Raw genomic sequence first — 23,551 nt, forward strand, 5'->3', positions numbered from 1 at the left:
TGACCATGACCGTTGACTACGACACTCTCGCCAAGACCATTGCAGCCCTGACCGAAGGCGAAACAGATCAGGTCGCCCTGATGGCCACGATCGCCTGCGAGGTGCACCACGCCGACGACCGTTTTGACTGGACCGGGTTTTACCGGGTGACCGAACCGGGCGTGCTGAAGATCGGCCCCTATCAGGGCGGTCACGGCTGTCTGGTCATCCCATTCGAACGCGGCGTCTGTGGCGCAGCGGCGCGCACCGGCGAGGTGCAGCTGGTGCCGGATGTAGACGCGTTTCCGGGCCACATCGCCTGCGCCTCGTCCACCCGGTCGGAACTGGTGCTGCCGGTGCGGGATGCGTCGGGTGAAGTCATTGCCGTGTTCGACATCGATAGCGATCAGCCGAATGCTTTTGATGAAGAAGACGCCGACCAACTGACTCGCGTTCTGGCGCAGGTCTTTGCCCGTTAGGCCTTTGATTGTGAGGCTGTGATGCTGCGCTCGCGCAGCCAAATGATGACACCGCAAATGGCGACGAACGACAAGATACCGTCAACGAGGTTGATGGCGTTCCGTAGCGAAATGCCGCCTGAAATCGCGCCAAACAGGTCAATTGTGCAGAACGCGGCAAATAACAGGGCAACCCAACGCTTTTCTTTGCGCAGACCGGTCCGAAAGGCCAGCAAGATCAAGGTGACCAGCCCGATCTGCAGGGATACCGCAATGGCTTCGGGCGAATTGTATCCAATGGCGAGTCCAATCGCGCCGACGATCATCGCTCCGTTCAGCCAAAGCATGTACTTGATCGACTGCAATACAAGATCCATCGGCTCCCCGTAAATTTACCCAGTACGTTGGCTTGAACAGCACTTCTTTGATCAATTTGCCTGCACAAACTGTACAAGGAAAAATCCGCAGACAACCTGTATCCCGACAATAAGAAACAGCCGCATCGAAATGCCGCGCTTGCGGGTTTTGTGGTTGAAAATCCATCGACCGACCACTGCGCCCGGACTGCCACCCAGTGCGGCCAGCCATAACAATCGACGTTCCGGAACCCTGCCTTTGCGCCGCCGGGCGCGGGCCTTGTCCCACGCAAATGCCAATAGCGTCAGGGCGTTGATCGCCCAAAGATAGATCACTGCAATCCACATGGCCTTGGCATAAACAGGCACGGTTTCTCGTGCAAATGAAAAAACTCTTGGAAATTTCACGAATCTGGGTCATCGTGAAAAAGAAGAGGAAAATTTCACCAGAATCGGAGCGGCACGTGAACACTCAGGCCCCCCACAGCGCGACGCTTGGTGCGGATATCCGCGCCCTGCGCAAGGCGCGCGGGCTGACGCTGACCGAAATAGCCGAACGTCTGAACCGCTCGGTCGGGTGGCTCAGTCAGGTCGAGCGGGACATGTCCGACCCTTCGATCTCGGACCTGCGCCAGATCGCGGAATGTCTGGGTGTGCCGATGTCCATGCTGTTCGCGCATTCCTCAGCACCAGCGGACGAGCAGGGGTATGTCGTGCGCGCCGGATCGCGCCGCCCGATGGGGTCGGGCGAGGAAGGGTTGATCGAGGAACTGTTGTCACCCGATCTGACCGATGACTTCGAGATGGTGCATTCCACGTTCGAGCCTCATTCAAAGATGCAGACGCCCGCGAACCGCCCCACGCAAGAGGTTGGCTATATGGTGTCGGGTCGTTTGGATCTGGTGATCGGGGGGCGTGCGTTTTCGGTCGGTCCGGGGGACAGTTTCCGGATCAAGAACGAACCCTATCAATGGGCCAACCCCTATGATGAGCCCGCAGTGGCCATCTGGGTCATCGCACCGCCGGTGTACTGACATGGTGGGTCCAGCATTCACCAATTGTGGCGAAGGGCCGATGCCTGTCCATTCGCCGGCAGCAAGGAGGTAGTCACATGCACACCGGTTCCTGTCTTTGTGGTGCTGTTTCGTTTGCCATTGACGGCGATCTGTCGCCGCCTTCGGTCTGCCATTGCGGCCAGTGCCGTAAGCAATCGGGCCATGTCTGGGCTTCGACCTCGACCCATCAGGACAATCTCAGCTTTACCGCCAGTGACACGCTGCGCTGGTTCCGCGCTTCCGACATTGCCCGGCGTGGCTTTTGCAGTGCCTGCGGGTCGTTCCTGTTCTGGCAGCACAATGACGAAGACACGATTTCGATTTCCATGGGTGCCCTGAGCGAACCCACCGGACTGCACCTCGCCCGGCACATCTTTGTGGCCGACAAGGGCGACTACTACGACATCACAGACGATCTGCCCCAAGAGGCACAGTAAAAGAGGATCCAAACTCATGAGTGATTTTCCAACCAAGGCCCGTGTGGTCATCATCGGCGGCGGCGTCGTTGGCTGTTCGTCCCTGTATCATCTGGCCAAGAAGGGCTGGACCGACTGCGTTCTGCTGGAAAAGAACGAACTGACTGCCGGTTCGACATGGCACGCGGCGGGTAACGTGCCGACCTTCTCGACCTCGTGGGCGATCATGAACATGCAGCGCTATTCGACCGAGCTGTATTCGCGCCTGGCCGAAGAGGTCGACTACCCGATGAACTACCACGTATCGGGGTCGATCCGTCTGGCGCACAGCAAAGAGCGGATGCAGGAATTCGAGCGTGCCATGTCCATGGGCCTGTATCAGGGCATCCCGATGGAGATGTGGACCCCGGAGCAGGCGAAAGAGCGTTACCCGTTCCTCGAAACCCATGATCTGGAAGGCGTGCTGTACGACCCGACCGATGGTGACATCGACCCGGCGCAGCTGACTCAGGCCTTTGCCAAGGGCGCGCGCGATCTGGGCCAGAAGATCATCCGTTTCTGCCCGGCGACCAATGTGACCCAGCACGAAGACGGCACCTGGACCGTGCACACCGATCAGGGCGACATCGCTTGTGACTATGTGGTGAACGCCGCCGGTTACTATGCGCAGCGCGTGGGTGAGATGTTCAAGCCGTTTGGCGGCCGCACCGTGCCTGCGATGGTCATGAGCCACCAGTACCTGCTGACCGACGAAGTGCCCGAGATCGAGGCATGGTCGAAAGAGAACGGTGGCAAGCTGCCGCTTCTGCGGGACGTGGATATCTCGTACTACCTGCGTCAGGAAAAGAACGGCTTCAACCTTGGTCCCTACGAGCCCAACTGCAAGGGCCACTGGATGACCGAAGATGACCCGATGCCCGAGGATTTCTCCTTCCAGCTGTGGAATGACGATCTGGACCGTATCGAAGACATCGTAACCGACGCGATGGAGCGGGTGCCGCTGATGGCGACCTCGGGTGTTGGCCGTGTGATCAACGGCCCGATCCCCTATGCGCCCGACGGTCTGCCGCTGATCGGCCCGATGCCGGGCGTGACAAATGCGTTCGAAGCCCACAGCTTTACCTTCGGCATCGCGCAGGGCGGTGGTGCAGGCAAGGTGCTGGCCGAATGGATCGTCGATGGTCACACTGAGTGGGATATGTGGGCGGTCGATCCGCGCCGCTACACCGATTATACCGATCAGGATTACTGCAACCAGAAAGGTATGGAAGTTTACGGCAACGAATACGCCATGCACTTCCCGCACCACGAATGGCCTGCGGCACGCGACAAAAAGCTGTCTCCGGTCCATGCCAAGATCAAGGAACTGGGCGGCGTTATGGGGGCCTATAACGGCTGGGAACGTGCTAACTGGTTTGCCAAGCCGGGCGACGACACCTCTGAGGACGCCACCCACACATGGGGCCGGTCCGGCCCGTGGGAACAACGCATCAAGGAAGAGTGTGAAGCCGTTCGCGACAATTGCGGCGTGCTCGACCTGCCGGGCTTCTCGCGTTTTATGGTCAAAGGTGAAGGAGCAGCTGAAGCTCTGCGTGGTCTGATCACCGGTGGCCTGCCCAAGGTTGGCCGCATCAACCTGGTCTATGTCTCGGACGACCGGGGCCGCATCCTGACAGAAATGTCCTGCGTCCGTCTGGGCGAGGATGAGTTCATGATGATCACCGCAGCGACTGCTCAGTGGCATGACCGTGACATCCTGACGAAGGCGATGCCTGCCGGTGTTTCGGTCGAGGATGTCACCACCACCCGCGACACGTTGATCGTGACCGGCCCGAAATCGCGTGAGATCCTGGCGGGTCTGAGCGATGCGGACCTGTCCACCGGCTGGCTGACCCATCAGGCGGCAACTGTCGCCGGTAAATCGGCCTTCCTGATCCGCGTTTCCTTCGCCGGTGAACTGGGTTGGGAGGTGCACGCCCTGAACGAGGACATGCCAGCGATCTACGAGGCGATCCTCGATGCCGGTGCGACACCGTTCGGCATGTATGCGTTGAACGCGCTGCGGATCGAAAAGGGCTACCGCACCTGGAAGGGCGATCTGTCCAGCGACTACTCACTGCTGGAAGGTGGTCTAGGACGTTTCGTCAAGCTGGACAAACCGCAGGACTTCCCGGGCAAGGCCGCGATCCAGAACGAAAAGCAGCAAGGGGTGAAGAAATCCTTTGTCACGCTGACCGTCGAGGCCGGTGATTGCGATGCGCCCTACATGTCCTGCATCTCGCAGAACGGTGAGATTGTGGGTGAGACCACTTCGGGCGCCTGGGGCTATCGCGTTGGCAAATCCATCGCGCTGGGCATGGTGAAGACCGAAGCCGCCAACCCGGGCACCGAGCTTGAGGTGGAAATCTACGGTCAGAAATACCGCGCTGTGGTACAAGAGGACCAACCGCTCTGGGATCCGGCAAACGAGCGGCTGCGCGCGTAACCCCGGACGGAGGTGCCATGAGCAAGCGATACTCCAAATTGGGGCCCGGTGAGGGCCCCAACTATGACTGGGAAAACGACCATACCTTCGTCAAGGTGTCCGGTCAGGACTCAGGTGGTGCCTATACGCTCATGGAAGACAACCTGATGGCCAGCTTTGCGCTTGGCCTTCATCGCCATGACGGCCATGCCGAAACTTTCTACTTTCTGGACGGTGAGGTGGACTTCTTCGTCGATGGCGACTGGCACCGGTGCATGGCGGGAACAACGATGCATGTCCCTGCGGGTGTGCCACATGCGTGCCGCGTGGCCGGAGGCGCCCCTGCGCGGATGCTGATGATCTTTCAACCCTCGGGGTTTGACGGTTTTCTGGCCGAGCTTGCGACAATGAGCGAGGCCGACTTCGCGGATGAGGCAAAGATGGCCGACCTGAACGTCCATTATGACATCATCCCGATGGGTCCGGTTCCGCCGCATCCGGACGATCAGACCTGAAGGCGGCATCAGATGACACTCCCCCATACAATGTCTGGTGTTTATCTGACCCAACACGGCGGGCCAGAGGCGCTGGAATGGCGCGACGATATACCGGTGCCCCAGCCCGGGCCGGGGCAGGTGCTGGTTCGGGTTCTGGCCGCGGGCGTGAACAACACAGATATCAATACGCGCGTTGGCTGGTATTCCTCTGACGTGACGGGCGCGACCGATGCCGTCGATCAGGATGTCGAGGCCGGAGGCTGGGGCGGTGCACTGCGCTTCCCGCGCATTCAGGGCGGTGATCTATGCGGCGTCGTTGAACTGGCCGGGCCTGAGACGGGTTTCCAGCCCGGTCAGCGCGTCACTTGCCCGATTAACCTGCCGCGTCCACGTCCGGGTCATCCGACCGGGTTCATTGCGTTGGGGTCCGAAATGGATGGCGCCTTTGCGCAATACTGTCTGGTCGAGGCAGATGACCTGTATGACGTGACCGCCTCACCCCTGTCGGATGTCGAAATCGCCGCCATCCCTTGTGCCTTTGGCACCGCCGAGAACCTTCTGACCCGTGCAGGCGTGACCTCGGGGCAAAAGGTGCTGATCACCGGGGCGTCCGGCGGTGTCGGTCTGGCCGCCGTGCAACTGGCGGCGCTGCGGGGCGCAACTGTCTGGGGCGTGACCAGCCTGGCCAAGGCCGAGGTGGTCAAAGGGCAAGGCGCGGTCGAGACCTTTGCACGTGATGCCACGCTGCCAGCGGATATGTTTGATGTGGTGATCGACGTTGTGGGCGGACCCGCATGGCCCGGCCTGATCCTGGCCTTGAAGCCGGGTGGCCACTATGCTGTGTCGGGCGCGATCGCAGGACCGATCGTTCAGGCCGACCTACGTGACATCTATCTGCGCGACATCACCATCCACGGCTGCACCCATCAGGCCTTTGACGTGTTCGGGAGGCTGGTCGAGATGATCAATGCCGGTCGGATCAGACCCTTGATCTCAAAGACTTATCCGCTAAAGGACATCGCGGCAGCGCAGGCGGATTTTCAATCCAAAGCGTTCCCGGGCAAACTTGTTCTTATTCCGTGAAAGGGTTGGGAAAATGTCAAAAATCACTCTTCTGGATGGCTCAATCGGGCAGGAACTGGTCAAGCGCAGCGGTGAACAGCCGACGCCCTTGTGGTCGACCCGGGTGATGATGGATCGCCCCGAACTGGTCGGGGACGTCCACGCCGAGTATTTCCGTCGCGGCGCGACGGTTGCCACCACCAATACCTATGCCGTGCATCGGTCCCGGCTGGTGCGGGAAGGGATGGAGGCGCAGCTTGCCGACCTGATCAACGCGGCGGTCACGCAAGCCGAACAAGCGCGTGGCTCAAACGGAGGGCGTATTGCCGGGGCGTTGGGGCCGCTGTTGGCCTCGTACCGGCCTGACCTGAAACCCGATGTGGATGAGGCGGCCGAGAAGTTCGCGGAATTGGCAAAGATGATGGCGGAGCGTGTGGACTTTTTCCTGATCGAAACCGTGTCTTCGGTTCAGGAGGCCGAAGGTGCGCTGCGCGGCGCGTCGGAAGGCGGCAAGCCTGTCTGGCTGGCGCTGACGGTGATGGATGACGATGGCACGCGTCTGCGCTCGGGCGAGCTACTGTCCGAAATCGCGCCGGTGGTTAAGCGTTTCGCGCCCGAGGTCGTGCTGATCAACTGTTCGCGCCCCGAGGCCATTCCCGCAGCTCTAGGCGTCATCGCTCAACTGGGCCGACCGTTCGGAGCCTACGCCAACGGTTTCACCGGCATTACCCAGAAGTTTCTGGAAGACGCGCCCACGGTCGATGCGTTGGAACAGCGTCAGGACCTGGGCCCCGACGCCTATGCCGATCACGCGATGGCTTGGGTGGCGCAGGGGGCAACCATTGTCGGCGGTTGCTGCGAGGTGGGTCCGGATCACATCGAAACCCTGGCCAACCGGTTGCGCGCTGCCGGCCACCAGATCGTCTGAGGTGAAGACGATGCGGAACCCTGCGGATAACTCAGCCCAGCTGCATTTCGATATTCTGGTCGCGCCCGGATACGTGCTGCTGGAACTGGCCTCGTTGGTCGAGGTGCTGCGGCTGGCCAATCGTGTGTGTCCGAGCCCTCCGTTCACCTATGCCTATCGATCGCTGAAAGGTGGGCCGATTGCCAGCAGCAGCGATGCGGTGGTTCAAACCGAACCTGCCCCGGCCCAGCCCAAGGCGGACTACCTGTTCGTGATCGGCAATTCCGACCCCGATCATCCGGACCTGTCTTTGGGGCGGGTCGTGTCGGACTATACGTTCCGCGGGGCCAAGGTGTTTTTGCTGGCCGAAGCCGCCAGCCGCTATATCGACGAGCAAGGCACCGACGATATGGCGACCCATTGGGAAAACGCCTCGTTTCTGCGCGAGCGCGGCGCTCGGTTCGAAGCCAAGCTGTCGATCGCAACCGAGCAGGGCGCGGTGGTGACCTGCGCCGGGATGGAGGCGACGACGGATGTAGCCTTGGCCGTGATCGGGCGGCATATCTCGGGACCGGCCAAGATGACGGTGGCCGATATCATGCTGCACGAGAACATCCGCGACTTTGCCTCGATGCAGCCGTTTTCCGGGGCTAAACAGACCGCGACGGGCGATGCCAAGCTGGACCAGTGCATCAAGCTGATGCAGGCCAATATCGAGGACCCGCTGCCGATCAACCAGATCGTCGAATCGCTGCACCTGTCGAACCGGTCGCTGGAGCGGAAATTCAAAAACTATTTCGGCACCACGCCGAACGGATTCTACCGCGAAATGCGGCTGGCCAAGGCCAATAATCTGCTGCTCAACACCACCATGAGCGTCCGCGAAATCGGTCTGGCCTGCGGGTTCCCGAACGGTTTTTCCTCTGTTTACAAGAGCTTTTTCGGCGTCACCCCCTTTGTTGTCCGCCGGGAAAAGCGGGCCGCGACACATCGGTGAAAATCACCGATCTTGTGACGTTTTTGATGCATTTATTGTCGGTCTTCCGTGTCATTTTGCCCAAAACCTGACACAGCGGAGATTTCAGGATGGTTGATCTTCCCAGCAAGGCCCGAGTGGTCATCATCGGCGGCGGCGTTATCGGATGCTCGGTCGCGTATCACCTGACCAAGAAGGGCTGGAACGATGTTGTCCTGCTTGAGCGCAAGCAGCTGACCAGCGGCACCACATGGCACGCGGCGGGTCTGATTGCACAGCTGCGCGCAACGGCGAACATGACCAAGCTGGCGAAATACAGCCAAGAACTTTATGGCTCGCTGGAAGAGGAAACCGGCGTTGCCACAGGTTTCAAGCGCTGCGGTTCGATCACAGTTGCCCTGACCGAAGAGCGTAAGGAAGAGATCTATCGTCAGGCCGCGATGGCCCGCGCCTTTGGGGTAGAGGTCGAAGAGATCTCGAACGAGCGTGTGGCCGAACTCTATCCGCATCTGAACATCGAAGACGTCAAAGGTGCCGTATACCTGCCGCTGGACGGACAGGGCGATCCGGCAAACATCGCTCTGGCTCTGGCCAAGGGTGCCCGTCAGCGTGGCGGTATCGTCAAGGAGCGTGTGAAGGTCACCGATATCGTCAAACAAGGACGCAAGGTGACCGGTGTGGATTGGGTCGCCGATGACGGCAGCGCCTCGGGACACATCGAATGTGACATGGTGGTGAACTGCGCCGGAATGTGGGGGCATGAGGTCGGCCGCATGGCAGGCGTGAATGTCCCGCTGCACGCGTGTGAACACTTCTATATCGTGACCGAAGGTATCGACGGACTGACGCAACTGCCGGTGCTGCGCGTTCCGGATGAATGCGCCTATTACAAGGAAGACGCGGGTAAAATTCTGTTGGGCGCGTTCGAGCCCAACGCGAAGCCGTGGGGCATGGACGGTATTTCGGACAGCTTTGAGTTCGATCAGTTGCCCGAGGATTTCGATCACTTCGAGCCGATCCTCGAAGCGGCCTGTAACCGGATGCCGATGCTGGCTGAGGCCGGGATTCACACCTTCTTCAACGGCCCTGAATCTTTTACCCCCGATGACGCCTATCACCTGGGTCTGGCGCCCGAGATGGACAATGTCTGGGTGGCCGCCGGGTTTAACTCTATCGGTATCCAATCTGCGGGCGGCGCGGGCATGGCGCTGGCAGAGTGGATGGACAGCGGCGAAAAGCCGTTTGATCTGGGTGACGTGGATATCGGCCGGATGCAGCCATTTCAGGGCAACAAGAAGTACCTGTTCGAACGGTCCAAGGAAACGCTGGGTCTGCTCTATGCTGACCACTATCCTTACCGCCAGAAGGCAACCGCTCGCGGCGTACGCCGGACTCCGTTCCATCACCATCTCAAGGAACAAGGTGCGGTCTTTGGCGAACTGGCAGGGTGGGAACGCGCGAACTGGTTTGCCAATGATGGGCAGGAGCGCGAATACCAGTACAGCTGGAAGCGGCAGAACTGGTTTGAAAACTCGGCGGCTGAACACCGCGCGGTCCGCGAAAACGTCGGCATGTATGATATGTCGTCCTTCGGCAAAATCCGCGTTGAAGGGCCCGACGCCGAGAAATTCATGAACTATATTGGCGGTGGCGACTATTCGGTGCCCAACGGCAAGATCGTCTATACCCAGTTCCTGAACCGCACTGGCGGGATCGAGGCGGACGTGACCGTCACCCGCCTGACCGAGACCGCCTATCTGGTGGTCACACCGGCGGCGACCCGTCTGGCTGACCAGACATGGATGATGCGCCACGCGAGCAACTTCAACGTGGTCATCACTGACGTAACCGCAGGTGAAGGGGTTCTGGCCGTCATGGGCCCGAATGCACGTGCTCTGCTTGAGAAAGTCTCGCCTAACGATTTCTCGAACGCCGCCAACCCGTTCGGCACCGCGCAAGAGATCGAGCTTGGCATGGGTCTCGCCCGTGCTCACCGCGTGACCTATGTGGGCGAACTGGGGTGGGAGATCTATGTCTCATCCGACATGGCTGGCCACGCGTTCGAAACGCTGCACGAGGCGGGGCAGGACATGGGGCTGAAGCTGTGCGGGATGCACATGATGGACAGCTGCCGGATCGAGAAGGGCTTCCGCCACTTTGGTCACGACATCACCTGCGAAGACCATGTGGTGGATGCCGGGCTTGGCTTTGCCGTCAAGGTCGATAAGGGCAGTGATTTCATCGGCCGCGAGGCTGTGATCGCACGCAAGGAAAGCGGGCCCAAGAACCGTCTGGTTCAGTTGAAACTGACCGACGCCGAGCCGCTGCTGTTCCACAATGAGCCGATCATCCGGGATGGCGAATATGTGGGCTATCTGAGCTCGGGTAACTATGGCCACACGTTGGGCGCTGCCATTGGTCTGGGTTACGTGCCGTGCGAAGGTGAAAAAGCGGCGGATGTGCTGGCTTCGACTTATGAGATCGACGTCTGCGGTGTGAAGGTCAAGGCCGAGGCATCGTTGAAGCCGATGTACGACCCGAAATCGGAACGCGTCAAAGTATAATCAAATTGTCGGGGCGCTGCGGCGCCCCGGCTCTTTTCTTGGGGTTGCCGGTGGTGACCGCGACGTATCAGAATTCCTGATGGCCTGCTTCACAGTTTTCGCAGTTCCCAACGTGGTCTGATTTGCCGTAGAGATGCCCGATATCAATCGGAGACCCGCCGTGGCAGATACCCCCGTCCCGCCGAACAGAGAAGATACGCCCAAAGGGTTGGCATTGGCCGTGACGGCCTATGTCCTGTGGGGTTTTCTGCCGCTTTACATGAAGGCGATGTCTCATGTGGGGCCAATCGAACTCGTATCGCACCGCGTCATCTGGTCAGTTCCAGTGGCAGGCCTGCTGCTGGTGGCCTTGGGGCGCACGCGGGATCTGAAGGCCGCGCTGGCGAACCCGAAGATGCTGGGAATGGCTTGTATAACGGCCGCTCTGATTTCGGTGAACTGGGCGATTTATGTGTGGGCGATTGCCAACGATCGGGCGTTGGATGCGGCATTGGGCTATTATATCAACCCGCTGTTCAGCATTGCGCTGGGCGCGGTTCTGCTGCGGGAGCCTTTGACGAAAATCCAACTTGCAGCAGTGGCAATTGCCGCGCTGGGCGTGCTGGTTCTGGTGGTCGAGGCAGGCAGCCTGCCGTGGGCGGCTCTGGGGTTGATGGTCAGTTGGGGCTTCTACGCGTTTTTCAAGCGGTCTTTGCCGATTGGCCCAAATCAAGGGTTCCTGCTTGAGGTTCTGATTCTGCTGATCCCGGCGCTGGCGTATGTCACATGGCTGGGCGTGCAGGGCACCGGGCATTTCGGTGTGGGGGTTTCGGACACCATGTTACTGGCTTGTGCTGGCGTTGTGACGGCGGTGCCGCTGCTGGTTTATGCCAACGGGGCGAAACTGGTGCGGTTGTCGACTATGGGTATTCTGCAGTACATCGCGCCGACCATGATCTTCATCACGGCCATCACCTTGTTCGGTGAGCAGATCGACCGGGGGCGCATGATCGCGTTCCCACTGATCTGGACGGCGCTGGTTGTCTATTCGATTCCGATGATCCGGCAGATGCGGTCTCAGGCCTGACGCAAGAGACGCGCGGCTTCTTCGGCCCAGATGGCATAGGTTTTCGGGCTGGGGTGATAGCCATCCGGCGCAGCGAGGGCCGGGTCTTCGGGTAAGTCCAGTTGCAGATGCTTTGCCTGTGGAAAGCGGGTTGCGACCTGCTGCAAACCGCGATCCAGGCGAGCGGCTTGACGCCCCAGAACCCAGGCTAGCGGTTGCGGCAGGGCAGGGAACCGGTTCATCTGCGGCACAGCCGTGACCACCAGCCGCCGCACGCCCAGAGGACCGGTCAAAAGCTCCAGCAATTGGGTCTGGCGCTCAGTGAATCGCTGACGCGTCACGCCACGGGTCACGTCATTCACGCCAAGAGCGGTAACGGCCAAATCGAACTGGCCGTTCAGGCCGCGCAGCCGGTCTATAGTGTCCTGTGTCGTGTGCCCTGTGGTGGCCTCAAGCTGCCATTCGACCGTATAGTGCTTAGCCAGTCGGGCCACGAGATACCCTGACAGGGCTTGCGCCTGAGTGCCTGCGCCGACCCCTGCGGCGGAACTGTCGCCCGCGATCAGAAGACGCCGCCGAGGCCCTCGCCCCACGCGCCCTTCGCGCGGCCCAGTAGGCTCCGGCAGCATTTGGGCGTTGCGGCGTACCGAGAGACCTTGGGCCGCCAGAACTGGCAGCAATGGCACACGCAACAGCTGATCGGCAGCGACAGGCATGGTCAGCTGAGCGCGTTTTTGTATTCAAGGAACCGCGGGTCGGTCATGACGCGGGCCATCATCGCCTCGCGCAGGGCGCCGATGGTTTTGTAGGGGCGCATGACGACTTCGAATTCCTGAATCAGCCCGTCATCGTTCAGCGTGATCAGGTCCACCCCCACGGCGTCCAGGTCGCCGACCTTGCACTGAAACTCCAGCGCCCAGTCCTTGCCCGCACCCATCACGCGGCGATAGCGGAAGTCCGAAAACACTTGCCCCACATGGCCCAGCACCGCCGCCACCGGTTCGCGCCCGGTCCAAGTGCTGTAATAGGTGGGGGGGGAAAAGCGCACATCCTCGGCCAGCAATTCGTGGATCAGGCTCTCATCGCCCTTGGCGACCACCTCTTGCATACGTTCGATCGTGGGGTGCATGGGTTCTCCTTCCGCTTTGGGGGCAGAGTTGCTGAACCGTTTCGTTCAGGCAAGCGCGACGTTGCGGGAGGTCGCGCGCTGCGATAGGCAGGCGCGCATGAGCGAGACCTATGATCCCCCGAAGACCCCTCTGGACGTTCTGTACGAGGACGCGCAACTGATTGTGGTGAACAAGCCCTCGGGGCTGTTGTCGGTGCCGGGTCGGGGGGAGCATCTTGCCGATTGCCTGCTGACGCGGGTGCAAGCGGCGTTTCCGCAGGCGTTGCTGGTGCATCGGCTGGACCGGGATACCTCGGGCGTAATGGTCTTTGCCCAAACCCCCCATGCGCAGCGCCATCTGAGTATGCAGTTCGAGAACCGTCAGACCCGCAAAACCTATGTGGCGCGCGTCTGGGGGCGGGTTGCGGAAAAGACCGGAACCGTTGATCTGCCGCTGATCGTGGACTGGCCCAACCGGCCCCGACAGATGGTGTGTCATGAGACGGGCAAACCCGCCGTCACCGACTGGCGTGTCATGAAGCACGAAGGGGACACGACGCGCGTTCGTCTGTTCCCGAAAACGGGCCGGTCGCACCAGTTGCGGGTTCATATGCTGGCGCTGGGTCACCCGATTCTGGGTGACCCGTTTTACGCCGAAGGTGCGGCGCGGGATTTCCCGCGCCTGATGCTGCATTCCGAGGAACTGCGCCTGAAGAACCCCGAAGGCGGGGTGTCGATGAAGTTCCGCGCCAAGGCGGATTTCTGACCCTCAGGCGGTGCTGGTCCACAGCATTTTCAGATTGCCCAGAGAAAACCGTCCGCGGCGTTTGCGCGGGGCGCAGCGCTGACGAGCGGCCATGATCTCGCGTTCGATCTCAAAGCTGCGCAGGGTGTGATCCTGCGCCCAGGGACCCAGTTTCAGGGTCATCATCACGTGATTGTCGAGGCTTGGCATCGGTGATCTCCTTTTCGTCTGAGCTCAAGTCTCACCCATCACTCCTGACACCACCCTGTCAGGGGGGTGTGCTAGAGTGTCAGCAGATGAACCGGAGAAACCCATGCGCCGTTCCACCCGCCTGTTCGAGATCATCCAGATTCTGCGCGCCGCCGAGGCGCCGGTGACGGCTGAAATGCTGGCAGAAAAGCTCGAAGTCTCAGAACGCACGGTCTATCGCGATATTGCGGCCCTGCAGGCGCAACGCACTCCGATTGAGGGCGAGGCCGGTGTCGGGTATCTGATGCGGCGCGGCTATGACCTGCCGCCGCTGAATTTCGACGCGGAAGAGGTCGAGGCGCTGTGGGTCGGCCTGTCGATGCTGGCGCGCACCGGCGACAGCACGTTGCAACAGGCCGCCGACCGGGTGTGCCGTAAGATCGAAGCGCTGCGCGCGCCCGCCGACTGGTTGCAGGTGGCCCCGTGGGGCGCACCCATGGATGACCCCGAAAAAGGATGTGTGCCCGTGGTGAACTACCGCGAGGCAATCCGGGACGAACGCAAGATCCGTATCACCTATGTGAACGGCGAAGGTGAGCGAACCGAACGGATCGTCCGGCCCGTCGCGCTGATTTACCACATCGAATGCACCCTGCTGGCCGCGTGGTGCGAGCTGCGCAATGGGTTCCGCCATTTCCGCACCGACCGTATCTGGGCCTGTGAACTGACCGAGGATCACTTTTGCGGGCAAGGCGAACCTCTGCGGGCGCTGTGGCAGGAGCAGAACCGCTGGGACACCTCGGCAAGGGCGTCCTGAGTGGCAGGTATTCGCCGATTTCACTGGATTGTTGCTTGAGCACACCCGCAGGCAGCGTGATAAACTGCACCAAACAAAACGCGCCCGGCAAACGGGCGCCGGAGCAGAAGGTGATATCATGACGATTTCCAAATTTGTATTGTCCGCCGGGCTGTGCTCGGCCTTGTTTCTGGGTGCCTGCACGGATCCCGCCACGCTGAACCTGCCGAGCGATCCCAATCAGAACGCCAAACAGGGTGCGCTTCTGGGTGGTCTGGTCGGGGCTGGTGTTGGCGCGATCGCCAATAACTCGAACCCGGGTCTTGGCGCCTTGGCCGGGGCCGCAGTGGGTGCCGCCGGTGGCGGTCTGATCGGCAACCAGCTGGATCGTCAGGCTGCCGAGCTGCGTCAGCAACTGGCCAATCAGGGTATCACCGTCACCAATGCCGGCGACCGTCTGATTGTCACCGTGCCCAATGATATCTCTTTTGACACCGACAGCGCGACCGTGCGTCCGGCGCTGCGCGCTGATCTGGAGAGAGTGGGACAGAACCTGACGAGATACCCCAACTCGAACGTTCAGGTCATCGGTCATACCGACAGTGATGGCGAAGCGTCCTATAACCAAACCCTGTCCGAACGCCGCGCCGGGTCGGTGGCCGATATCCTGCAGGCCAATGGTGTGAGCGGTGCCCGGATCAGCACGATCGGTCTGGGTGAAAACCGTCCCGCTGCCTCGAACCTGACGCCCGAGGGTAAAGCCCGGAACCGCCGGGTCGATATCGAGATCATTCCCAACGGTCGCACATAAGACATGAGGGGCACCTACGGGTGCCCCTTTTTTGCACATTGACTGCGCGTCAACTGGGCTTTGGTGCGCGCAGGCTTTGGGCTAGCTATTGGGAAACACCATGACGGAGTTTCCTGATGTCGGAACCGATCCTGCTGAGCCTCTCCGGCTCGTTGCGCCAAAACGCCACCAACCGCAAACTTCTGCGCGAGGCGGCCCGGCTGTTCAATCCTGGCACCCATATCGAGGCCGATCTGAACCTGCCGCTCTATGACGGTGATCTGGAAGATGGCGAGGGCATTCCGCAGGCGGTCCAGATGCTGGCGGATCAGATCGCGCAGGCCCACGCAGTGATCATTTCCACGCCGGAATACAACAAGGGACCGTCAGGCGTGCTGAAAAACGCGCTGGACTGGGTCAGCCGAACCGAGGGCCGCCCCTGGGCCGACAAACCGGTTGCCGTGATGTCGGCCGCCGCAGGCCGTGCGGGCGGTGAACGGGCGCAGATGGTGTTGCGCAGCTATATGGTGCCGTTCCAGCCGCGCATCTTGCAGGGGCCGGAAATCCATCTGGCCAACAGCTCGAACGAGTTCGACGAGCAGGGGAAACTGTCCAGCGACCGCTATGAAAGCAGTTTGCGGGTGCTGATGGAGAAACTGCGGGCCGAAGCGGGATTTTGACCTACCACACAAACGATTTCTTGGGGCGGGGCGTCAGTCCAGTCGCTTTCGCATCGTAAGCGAGGTTGTTCGATCATAACCGGCGTGGGTTGTCTCGCCGGTTATCGCGAATCCCAGGCGTGCAAAGGCTGCATGATTTTCGACAAGTTCGACCCGGGTTTGCAATTCCAACGCCCGAAACCCTTTGGCCCGGGCCCGGTGTTCAGCCACTTCCACCAGACGTCGGGCCAGACCCTGACCGCGTTTGTTTTGGGCAACGGCAAGTTTGCTCAGATACAGGCAGTCTGGTTTGGGCGTCAGAAAGACGACTGCATTGGGCCGGTCTCCTATCCCCCAAATCTCACCGTCACGCGCCTGACGTTGAAGCTCTTCCACAGTCAGGCGATGCATTGAAGAGGGCGGGTCAATGCGGCCCTCCATATAGGCAAAAGTCTCGCGGATCAGATGCAAGACCTCTGTCAGGCGTGTGCTGTCTGACATCAGGCGTGTAGGTGTTTTATCGACGATCACAAAGACGCCTCGGGCCGAAAATCGGCGGGGATCGTATCGCGCCCGTCCAGCATCAGATCGGCCATCACTTCGGCCACTTTCGGGGCCATGCCGAAACCGATCTTGAAGCCGCCATTGGCGATGAACTGACCCTTATGCAACGGATGCGCACCCAGCATCGGGGCGCGGCTTTTGCTGCGGGGACGGACCCCGGCCCACCGTTCGATCACCTCGGCACCGTGCAGCACAGGCACCGCCCGCGTGGCGCGGTCCAGCACGTCATCCAGCGCGGCATCGGTGCTGGATGGGTCGTCATAATCCCGTTCCGAGGTCGAACCGATCGCCAGCGTGCCATCTGCATGGGGCACGATATGGATGGCATCGACAAACAGCTGCGGCACTTCACCCGCATCAAAGCGCAACAGTGCGGCCTGCCCCTTAACGCCATTGCCGACGGTTTTGCCGAAGGCTTGGCTCAGCTCCTGCAACCCAGCCAGACCGGTGGCATGAACGACTTGCCCTTGGTCCGGCGCTTCCGTCACCACGTCCACGCCCATCACGGCCAGTGCCGAAACCAGCGCGGCACAGGCGCGCCGGGGGTGCATCCGGGCGCTCAGCGTGTCGTGGATTACGAAACCGGTCGGGCTGGGCGGGCACCATGACCCGAGCGACTCGGCCTCGACCACCCGCCATTCCGCACGACCTTGCCACAGCTCAACAGCGGTGACCGCGCGGGCATGGGCAAGCTCCAGCGTGCGGGTATCAGCAATGGGCTGCAACCGGCCCAGACGCGCATATCCCGGGGAAACGCCGCCGGTCGCCTCGACCTGTTTCCAGAACGGTTCGGCCATGATCAGGCTGTCGAACTGAAAGGCCTTCTTGGCGTTCCAGTTCTCGGGCACATGTGGGGCCAGCGCACCGACCAGCCCGCTGCTGGAGCCTGAACCGGCACCGAACGGATCGACGACCTGAACCTTGGCGCCGCGCCGGGCGCAGGTCCACGCGATGGACAGGCCAAAGATGCCCGCACCGCGCACCGTTACATCGACCATTGCCATTCCCCTTTTCCTTGTTCAGTGTCGCGCCGCTTAGCTACAGGATTCCCCGATGGCAGACCAGCGCGCTGAACTGACATGGACCGAGGATCAGATTCCGGTCTCGGACCGTTTCGACGATCCGTATTTCTCGTTGCAAAACGGGCTGGAAGAGACGCGGCATGTGTTTCTGGCGGGCAATGACCTGCCTGTTCGGTTTGCACCGGGGTTTCGTATTGCCGAACTGGGGTTTGGCACCGGTCTGAACATGCTGACCGTATGGTCCGAGTGGGAGAAGGCGGGTCAGACTACGCCCCTGACCTTCACCAGTTTCGAAGCCTTTCCGATGGTGCCCGAGGACATGACGCGTGCGCTGGAGGCCTTCCCCGAGCTTGCGCCTTGGGCCGACCGTTTCCTGGCCCGGTGGGAGGGCGGTACTTGTGATCTGGGCACCCTGCATCTTGAAGTGATCGAAGGCGATGCGCGGCAAACACTGCCCGCATGGAAAGGAAAGGCCGACGCCTGGTTTCTGGACGGGTTTTCCCCTGCCAAGAACCCCGAACTTTGGGGGGGGGACCTGATGCAGCAGGTGGCCGACCACACGGCCAAGGGCGGCACGGCGGCCACCTATACCGCCGCCGGCATCGTGCGGCGTGGGCTGGAGGAAGCAGGTTTCACCGTCACCCGCACTCCGGGATACGGTCGTAAGCGCCACATGACCCGGGCGATCCGGGAATGACGCAGCAGAACAACACCCGCGCGGGTATCGCGCTGATGATCGCGGCGACTGTTGTGTTTGCCTTGCAGGACGGTATCTCGCGCCATCTAGCGGGCAACTATAACACCTATATGGTCGTGATGATCCGCTATTGGTTCTTCGCCGCATTTGTCATAGCGCTAGCGGCGCGGTCTCCCGGAGGATTAAAGGCGGCGACCCAGACAAACCAACTTGGCCTACAGGTGTTTCGCGGCGTTTTGCTGGCAACCGAGATTTGCGTCGCCGTCTACGCTTTTACCGTGTTGGGTCTGATCGACAGCATGGCGGTGTTCATCTGTTACCCGTTGCTGGTCGCGGCACTCAGCGGGCCGGTTCTGGGCGAGCAGGTCGGTTGGCGGCGCTGGGTGGCGATTGGCGTGGGCTGCATCGGCGTTCTGATCATTCTGCAACCCGGCGCGGGTGTGTTTAACCCATGGGCCATTATCCCGCTGATTTCGGCGTTATTGTTCGCGCTCTATGGTCTGCTGACCCGCTATGCCGCCCGCAAGGACACCGCGGCCACCAGTTTCTTCTGGACCGGGGTGGCCGGGGCCGTGGCGATGACGCTGGTGGGGATGTGGTTCTGGGAGCCGATGGCGCGCGCGGACTGGGCGTGGATGGCGGTGCTTTGCGTCAGTGGCGTTCTGGGGCACTGGCTGCTGATCAAATGCTATGAAATGGCCGAAGCCAGCGCGGTGCAGCCCTTTGCCTATTTCCATCTGGTCTGGACGGCCATCATAGGCATTTCAGTCTTTGGTGAGGCGTTGCGGCCCGCGGTTATCCTCGGGGCCGCATTGGTTGTGGCTGCGGGTCTGTTCACCCTATGGCGCGAACGAAGCCAGGGTTGAGCCGACCAACTCCTGCGAGAACGGAACCGGCAGCGCGGGCTGACCCAGGCGGGCGCGATAGACCGGCAGGCTTTCCGCTACCCGCATCACGTAGTTGCGGGTCTCGCTAAAGGGGATCGTCTCGATCCAGTCGACCACGTCGATCTCACCGGCGCGGGGATCGCCATAACGCTCCATCCACGAAATCGGACGCCGCGGCCCGGCGTTGTAGCCTGCGGCCATCATCACCACGTTGCCGTTGAAATCCGCGGCCAGCCCGGACAGGTAATTTGCCCCCAGCTTGGCGTTGTACTGCCAGTCCGAGGTCAGTTTCAGCGTCTTGTGCCCACTGAGAATGCCCAGTTCCTTGGCTACCAGCTTGGCCGTGGCGGGCATCACCTGCATCAAACCGCGTGCGCCTGCTCCGCTGACCACCACCGGGTCGAATTCGCTTTCACGACGGGCGATGGCCAGCGTCATCTCTTTGGCCATGGGCAGGCCCATATCGGCCACCGGATGCACAGGGTAATAGGCGGCGGGCAGCACGACACCGGTTTTCGCGGCGCGTTTGGCAATCATCACCGCCAGATGCGGTTCCTTCAGTTCGATCACCAAATCGCCCAGTTGTGTAGCCTGCACCGGGTCCAGCTCTTCGACCAGATGGGTCAGGAAACGTTCGGATAAATTGTTTTCCCCGGCGCGCAGCAGCAACAGCCCGGCCTCCAGCACGCTGGAATCGGCAAACTCGGCCTGTTTCCAATGCGGCGCCCGGCGCGGGTTGGCCAGTTCACTGTCAAAAGGCCTTCCGATCCGCTCAGCTGCCAAAAGGCCATAGAACGAAGTCTGATAGTCCGCGCCCATCGCGTAGGCGTCATAGGCTTTGTCGGCATCCCCCTGCGCCGCATAGGCCCGTCCCAGCCAATAGCCGCCACGCCCTTTTGAGATCGGCGATTCCACCGCGCCCGAAAAGTTCTGGAAATGCCGAACCGCCGTGGCGGGATCGTTCAGCTTGCGCAGCGCAAGAAACCCGGCCAGCCATTCCAGATCGGCATAGGCATAGCCCATCTCGGGCGTCATGTGGTGGTTGGCGGCGATCTGATAGGCGCGGCTGGCATCGCCATTGCGCATCTCAAGCCGCGCCAGACGGCGGCGGCCTTCGCCCCACTTGTCCGGCTCACCCAGCGCATCTGGCCCGGTCGAGCGCGCCAGCATCAAGTCGATCGCGCTGTCGTCCAGTTCTTTCTTGTCGCGCCAGACAAACCGGTCAAAGGCCAGCCCCGGAGATCCCGCCAGCGACTTAGGAACCGCAGCGACTTTGTTGTCCACACCGGGTTGGCGCTTTTGCAGGGCAATTCGCGCCTCGGCCAGCTTGCGCTGATCGACGCTGACCAAGGGCAGCATCTGCCCGGCGCTGACGAGGTGCCCATCCCACAGCATCCGGTCCAACCGGGCGGTGTGATGGGGTTTCAGCAGCTTGCCGAAATTCTCAATGTAGTCTTTCTGCAGTCCGGACCCCATCGGCATGGTGTGCCACGCGGCCACGATATCGGCCTCGGCATCCCCCGGACGCCCCTTTGCCTTCAACGCGACGGCATAGTTCAGCGCACCTTCTGCCGTTTGCGGCGGGTTACCGGCATAGAATTTCAACACCCGGTCGGGATCGGCACCCGTGAAGGCAGGTTCGCTTTTGCGTCGCAGCCAAGCCAGCCCGGGCCAGTCGGACCGACGGTCCAGAAACACCAGCACATCGCCCGAGCTGCCAAAGCCCTGGCGCAACCAGTGCCAGACGATGATATCGCGGCTCACCGACCCTCGGTTGCCCGATACACGCAAGGCCGCATTCCAGTCGCCCTTGTGCATCTCGGACATCCCGGCGCGCAGATCGCCCACGGCGTCGGCCCGCGCCTGCCCGATTGACCCCAGAATCACCGCTATCAATAGTGCCAGAACGCGTGTCATGCCTTGCATTTCCTAACCAACCAAGGATACAGCCACTCAGGATAAACCTTGCGCCGCCGGGATCAACTCACATCGCGACGATTGTGATGGCCCCAAGCGCAAAAATTGCTAACCGCACACCAAGGAGCGTGTCATGTTCAAAGGCTCAATGCCAGCCCTCGTCACCCCGTTCACAAACGGCGAGTTGGACTTGAAGACACTCAAACACTTGGTGGAATGGCAGATTCAGGAAGGCTCGACCGGGCTGGTTCCCGTGGGCACCACCGGCGAAAGTCCGACGCTCAGCCATGAAGAGCACGAAACCGTGGTGGAAGAGGTTGTCAAAGCTTCTGCCGGTCGCGTGCCGGTAATCGCGGGTGCAGGTTCGAACAACACGGTCGAAGCGATCCGGTTTGTGCGATTCGCAGAACGGATCGGCGCGGATGCGGCGCTGGTGGTGACGCCTTATTACAACAAGCCGACCCAAAAGGGCCTGATTGCGCATTTCCGCGCGCTGCATGACTGCGCCGATATTCCGATCATCATCTACAACATCCCCGGCCGGTCGGTCATCGACATGACCCCCGCAACGATGGGAGAGCTGGCCGCGCTGCCGCGGATCGTTGGCGTAAAGGACGCCACCGGTGATCTGGCCCGCGTCAGCCAGCAGCGTGCGTCCTGCGGGCCGGACTTCTGCCAGCTGTCAGGTGAAGACGCGACGGCGCTGGGCTTCAACGCGCATGGTGGCGTTGGCTGTATCTCGGTCACCGCAAACGTGGCACCGAAACTGTGCGCCGAGTTCCAGCAGGCGACGCTGGCGGGTGATTATGCCAAGGCGCTGGCCTATCAGGACCGTCTGATGCCTCTGCACGAAGCGATCTTTATCGAGCCGGGTCTGGTAGGTGCAAAATACGCGCTCAGCAAGCTGGGCCTGTGCAGTGAAGAGGTACGCTCGCCGCTGACACCGCTGGACGACAGCACCAAGGCCGCCATCGACGCTGCGATGGCCCACGCAGGACTGCTCTGAGCCTAAAGAGTATGGGCCTGCCTACTACAGCAGGCCCTATTCGCTGAGCAGTTCGCCCAGATGCCGGGTCTTGTCGGGATTACGTACCATGTAGATGGCCGCAATCCTGCCGTTCTCGATTTTGAGAGATGTGGCCTGCAGCGATCCGCCGGGTTCTCGGTTGAGGATTGCCGGTTGGCTATTTAGCCAGCAAAATGTCCAGGAATTGGCGCGCGGGGCCGAAGGTTTCCGCGCCAGCCCTGCAAAAAACCGAATGACTTTGTCCCTTCCATAAATCGGGTTCAGGGTCGCGATGATTTTACCCCCGCCATCCGAGTGCAATTGAACGTCTCGCGCAAGCAAATCCGTCAGATGTTTGGTATCGCCGCTTTTGGCAGCCTTAAAAAACGCCTTGGCCAGTTCTTCACCCTGCTCACGTGCAACAGGCGCGCGCAGCCTCACCTGTTCGACGTGTTTCCTGGAGCGGCTGACAAGCTGGCGGCAGCTGTTTTGATTACGCTTCAGTGTCTGGGATAACTCGTCATAGGAATGTTCGAACACGTCATGAAGCAGGAAGGCGGCGCGTTCCAGCGGTGACAACCTCTCCAGCGCCATCAGCAGGGCGACCGAGACATCGCGGTCCAGCCGCTCGGTCGCGTCCTCGGTGACCAGTGGTTCCGGCAGCCACTCTCCGGGATAGGTCTCACGCACAGTTCGCGCTGCCCGCAAGTGGTCGAGGCACAGCCTTGTGACGACACGGATGAGATAACCTGTCTTATCGTGGACCTGTTCAACATCAACGCGCCGCCAGCGCAGATAGGCGTCCTGCACGATGTCCTCGGCATCACTGACCGATCCGAGCATTCGGTAGGCAACCGCGAATAGACGCGGTTGCATATCGACAAAAGCCCGGTCGTCGGGGGCGGGCTCTGACCCGGTCATGCGGCTGTGGCCTTATTGTCAACGGGGTGAGGCATTGCAAACCCCACTGCCAATCGGTTCCAAGCATTGATCGTGGTAATCACAAGGGTCAGTGCCACCTGATCCCTTTCTGAAAACTGGGCCGCCATTTCCTCATAGGTGTTGTCTGGCGCACGGCTGGTTTCGATCCGGGTCAGGGTCTCCGCCCAAGCCAGCGCCGCCCGTTCACGTACTGAATACAGCGAAGATTCATGCCAGGCGTTCAACAGATGCAGCCGATCCTCGGTTTCGCCATTCGCGCGCGCGTCATGTGTGTGCATGTGGATGCAATATGCGCAGCCATTGATTTGAGAAACCCTGAGCTTCACAAGCTCGATCAAGCTGTGTTCCAGTTCCGACGCATGCAGTCTTTCCTCCATGTCGAGCATGGGCTGCAATAGCTCGGGGGCGGCGGCAAAATGATTGATCCGGGGGGACATCGCATTCTCCTGT

At 61.0% G+C, this 23,551-nt stretch carries 27 protein-coding genes; 17 read left to right on the plus strand and 10 right to left on the minus strand.

What is annotated here, in order from left to right:
* Window positions 1-5: 5 nt before the first annotated feature.
* Entirely contained in the window at window positions 6-458 is a 453-nt protein-coding gene (locus GOX63_RS20570; RefSeq protein ID WP_170328119.1) for a GAF domain-containing protein, read from the plus strand.
* On the opposite strand, the gene GOX63_RS20575 is transcribed toward GOX63_RS20570, so the two are convergent.
* Complete coding sequence (locus tag GOX63_RS20575) at window positions 455-814, minus strand: hypothetical protein (RefSeq protein ID WP_170328120.1); 360 nt, start codon at window positions 812-814, stop codon at window positions 455-457. The two genes, GOX63_RS20570 and GOX63_RS20575, sit on opposite strands and share 4 nt — an antisense overlap.
* A gap of 51 nt (window positions 815-865) precedes the next feature.
* Window positions 866-1,162 carry a DUF1294 domain-containing protein gene (locus GOX63_RS20580; RefSeq protein ID WP_367647223.1) on the minus strand — a complete coding sequence of 99 codons (297 nt, stop codon included), beginning with the start codon at window positions 1,160-1,162 and terminating at the stop codon, window positions 866-868.
* Window positions 1,163-1,257: 95 nt separating this feature from the next.
* Between GOX63_RS20580 and GOX63_RS20585 the strand changes: the two genes are divergently transcribed.
* From GOX63_RS20585 to rarD, 9 genes are all read left to right on the plus strand, one after another.
* Window positions 1,258-1,827: a helix-turn-helix domain-containing protein gene (locus tag GOX63_RS20585; protein WP_170328121.1), complete on the plus strand. Its 570-nt coding sequence runs from the start codon at window positions 1,258-1,260 to the stop codon at window positions 1,825-1,827.
* 77 nt (window positions 1,828-1,904) lie between these two features.
* A complete protein-coding gene (locus tag GOX63_RS20590) occupies window positions 1,905-2,285 on the plus strand; it encodes a GFA family protein (protein ID WP_170328122.1) in 381 nt (126 codons plus the stop codon).
* Window positions 2,286-2,301: 16 nt separating this feature from the next.
* On the plus strand, window positions 2,302-4,749 hold the full coding sequence (locus GOX63_RS20595) for a GcvT family protein (RefSeq protein WP_170328123.1): 2,448 nt from the start codon (window positions 2,302-2,304) through the stop codon (window positions 4,747-4,749).
* A 17-nt stretch (window positions 4,750-4,766) separates the two neighbouring features.
* Window positions 4,767-5,243, plus strand: a complete 477-nt coding sequence (locus GOX63_RS20600) for a cupin domain-containing protein (protein ID WP_170328124.1) — start codon at window positions 4,767-4,769, stop codon at window positions 5,241-5,243.
* Between the two features lie 12 nt (window positions 5,244-5,255).
* Entirely contained in the window at window positions 5,256-6,308 is a 1,053-nt protein-coding gene (locus GOX63_RS20605; RefSeq protein WP_170547023.1) for an alcohol dehydrogenase family protein, read from the plus strand.
* Window positions 6,309-6,321: 13 nt separating this feature from the next.
* A complete protein-coding gene (locus GOX63_RS20610) occupies window positions 6,322-7,215 on the plus strand; it encodes a homocysteine S-methyltransferase family protein (RefSeq protein WP_170328126.1) in 894 nt (297 codons plus the stop codon).
* Window positions 7,216-7,225: 10 nt separating this feature from the next.
* Window positions 7,226-8,191, plus strand: coding sequence for a GlxA family transcriptional regulator (locus GOX63_RS20615; protein WP_170328127.1), 966 nt, complete (start codon window positions 7,226-7,228; stop codon window positions 8,189-8,191).
* 89 nt (window positions 8,192-8,280) lie between these two features.
* The gene (locus GOX63_RS20620; RefSeq protein ID WP_170547026.1) at window positions 8,281-10,734 is read left to right on the plus strand and encodes a GcvT family protein; all 2,454 of its coding nucleotides are present in this window, start codon (window positions 8,281-8,283) and stop codon (window positions 10,732-10,734) included.
* A 133-nt stretch (window positions 10,735-10,867) separates the two neighbouring features.
* Window positions 10,868-11,800, plus strand: a complete 933-nt coding sequence (gene rarD / locus GOX63_RS20625; RefSeq protein WP_170328129.1) for an EamA family transporter RarD — start codon at window positions 10,868-10,870, stop codon at window positions 11,798-11,800.
* Here rarD and GOX63_RS20630 read toward each other — a convergent pair.
* Together GOX63_RS20630 and GOX63_RS20635 are read right to left on the minus strand one after the other, a co-directional pair.
* Window positions 11,791-12,495, minus strand: coding sequence for an SGNH/GDSL hydrolase family protein (locus tag GOX63_RS20630; protein WP_254436050.1), 705 nt, complete (start codon window positions 12,493-12,495; stop codon window positions 11,791-11,793). The genes rarD and GOX63_RS20630 overlap by 10 nt on opposite strands.
* A gap of 2 nt (window positions 12,496-12,497) precedes the next feature.
* The gene (locus GOX63_RS20635; protein WP_170328130.1) at window positions 12,498-12,908 is read right to left on the minus strand and encodes a nuclear transport factor 2 family protein; all 411 of its coding nucleotides are present in this window, start codon (window positions 12,906-12,908) and stop codon (window positions 12,498-12,500) included.
* Between the two features lie 97 nt (window positions 12,909-13,005).
* On the opposite strand from GOX63_RS20635, the gene GOX63_RS20640 reads away from it, so the two are divergent.
* Window positions 13,006-13,653: an RluA family pseudouridine synthase gene (locus tag GOX63_RS20640; RefSeq protein WP_170328131.1), complete on the plus strand. Its 648-nt coding sequence runs from the start codon at window positions 13,006-13,008 to the stop codon at window positions 13,651-13,653.
* Window positions 13,654-13,656: 3 nt separating this feature from the next.
* On the opposite strand, the gene GOX63_RS20645 is transcribed toward GOX63_RS20640, so the two are convergent.
* Window positions 13,657-13,842 (minus strand): hypothetical protein, encoded by a 186-nt coding sequence (locus GOX63_RS20645; RefSeq protein ID WP_170328132.1) that lies wholly within the window; start codon window positions 13,840-13,842, stop codon window positions 13,657-13,659.
* A 103-nt stretch (window positions 13,843-13,945) separates the two neighbouring features.
* On the opposite strand from GOX63_RS20645, the gene GOX63_RS20650 reads away from it, so the two are divergent.
* The 3 genes from GOX63_RS20650 (at window position 13,946) to GOX63_RS20660 (ending at window position 16,087) form a co-directional block, all read left to right on the plus strand.
* Window positions 13,946-14,638 (plus strand): helix-turn-helix transcriptional regulator, encoded by a 693-nt coding sequence (locus GOX63_RS20650; protein WP_170328133.1) that lies wholly within the window; start codon window positions 13,946-13,948, stop codon window positions 14,636-14,638.
* Window positions 14,639-14,756: 118 nt separating this feature from the next.
* Window positions 14,757-15,428, plus strand: coding sequence for an OmpA family protein (locus GOX63_RS20655; RefSeq protein WP_170328134.1), 672 nt, complete (start codon window positions 14,757-14,759; stop codon window positions 15,426-15,428).
* 116 nt (window positions 15,429-15,544) lie between these two features.
* Window positions 15,545-16,087 carry an NADPH-dependent FMN reductase gene (locus GOX63_RS20660; protein WP_170328135.1) on the plus strand — a complete coding sequence of 181 codons (543 nt, stop codon included), beginning with the start codon at window positions 15,545-15,547 and terminating at the stop codon, window positions 16,085-16,087.
* A gap of 33 nt (window positions 16,088-16,120) precedes the next feature.
* On the opposite strand, the gene GOX63_RS20665 is transcribed toward GOX63_RS20660, so the two are convergent.
* Complete coding sequence (locus GOX63_RS20665) at window positions 16,121-16,567, minus strand: GNAT family N-acetyltransferase (RefSeq protein ID WP_170328157.1); 447 nt, start codon at window positions 16,565-16,567, stop codon at window positions 16,121-16,123.
* 26 nt (window positions 16,568-16,593) lie between these two features.
* Entirely contained in the window at window positions 16,594-17,634 is a 1,041-nt protein-coding gene (locus GOX63_RS20670; RefSeq protein ID WP_170328136.1) for an NAD(P)/FAD-dependent oxidoreductase, read from the minus strand.
* A gap of 49 nt (window positions 17,635-17,683) precedes the next feature.
* Between GOX63_RS20670 and mnmD the strand changes: the two genes are divergently transcribed.
* Both mnmD and GOX63_RS20680 read left to right on the plus strand, forming a co-directional pair.
* Complete coding sequence (gene mnmD, locus GOX63_RS20675) at window positions 17,684-18,349, plus strand: tRNA (5-methylaminomethyl-2-thiouridine)(34)-methyltransferase MnmD (RefSeq protein ID WP_170328137.1); 666 nt, start codon at window positions 17,684-17,686, stop codon at window positions 18,347-18,349.
* Complete coding sequence (locus tag GOX63_RS20680) at window positions 18,346-19,215, plus strand: DMT family transporter (RefSeq protein WP_170328138.1); 870 nt, start codon at window positions 18,346-18,348, stop codon at window positions 19,213-19,215. The genes mnmD and GOX63_RS20680 overlap by 4 nt, the downstream gene beginning before the upstream one ends.
* Here the strand turns inward: GOX63_RS20680 and GOX63_RS20685 are convergent.
* On the minus strand, window positions 19,189-21,153 hold the full coding sequence (locus tag GOX63_RS20685) for a lytic transglycosylase domain-containing protein (protein ID WP_170328139.1): 1,965 nt from the start codon (window positions 21,151-21,153) through the stop codon (window positions 19,189-19,191). The genes GOX63_RS20680 and GOX63_RS20685 overlap by 27 nt on opposite strands.
* Window positions 21,154-21,286: 133 nt before the next feature.
* On the opposite strand from GOX63_RS20685, the gene dapA reads away from it, so the two are divergent.
* Window positions 21,287-22,159, plus strand: coding sequence for a 4-hydroxy-tetrahydrodipicolinate synthase (gene dapA / locus GOX63_RS20690; RefSeq protein ID WP_170547029.1), 873 nt, complete (start codon window positions 21,287-21,289; stop codon window positions 22,157-22,159).
* Window positions 22,160-22,195: 36 nt separating this feature from the next.
* On the opposite strand, the gene GOX63_RS20695 is transcribed toward dapA, so the two are convergent.
* Window positions 22,196-23,080 (minus strand): sigma-70 family RNA polymerase sigma factor, encoded by an 885-nt coding sequence (locus GOX63_RS20695; RefSeq protein ID WP_170547032.1) that lies wholly within the window; start codon window positions 23,078-23,080, stop codon window positions 22,196-22,198.
* A complete protein-coding gene (locus GOX63_RS20700; RefSeq protein ID WP_170547034.1) occupies window positions 23,077-23,538 on the minus strand; it encodes a carboxymuconolactone decarboxylase family protein in 462 nt (153 codons plus the stop codon). Before GOX63_RS20700 ends, GOX63_RS20695 begins: the two co-directional genes overlap by 4 nt.
* Between the last annotated feature and the right edge of the window lie 13 nt (window positions 23,539-23,551).

Source organism: Ruegeria arenilitoris (assembly GCF_013031355.1).
GTDB classification, from domain to species: domain Bacteria; phylum Pseudomonadota; class Alphaproteobacteria; order Rhodobacterales; family Rhodobacteraceae; genus Ruegeria; species Ruegeria arenilitoris_C.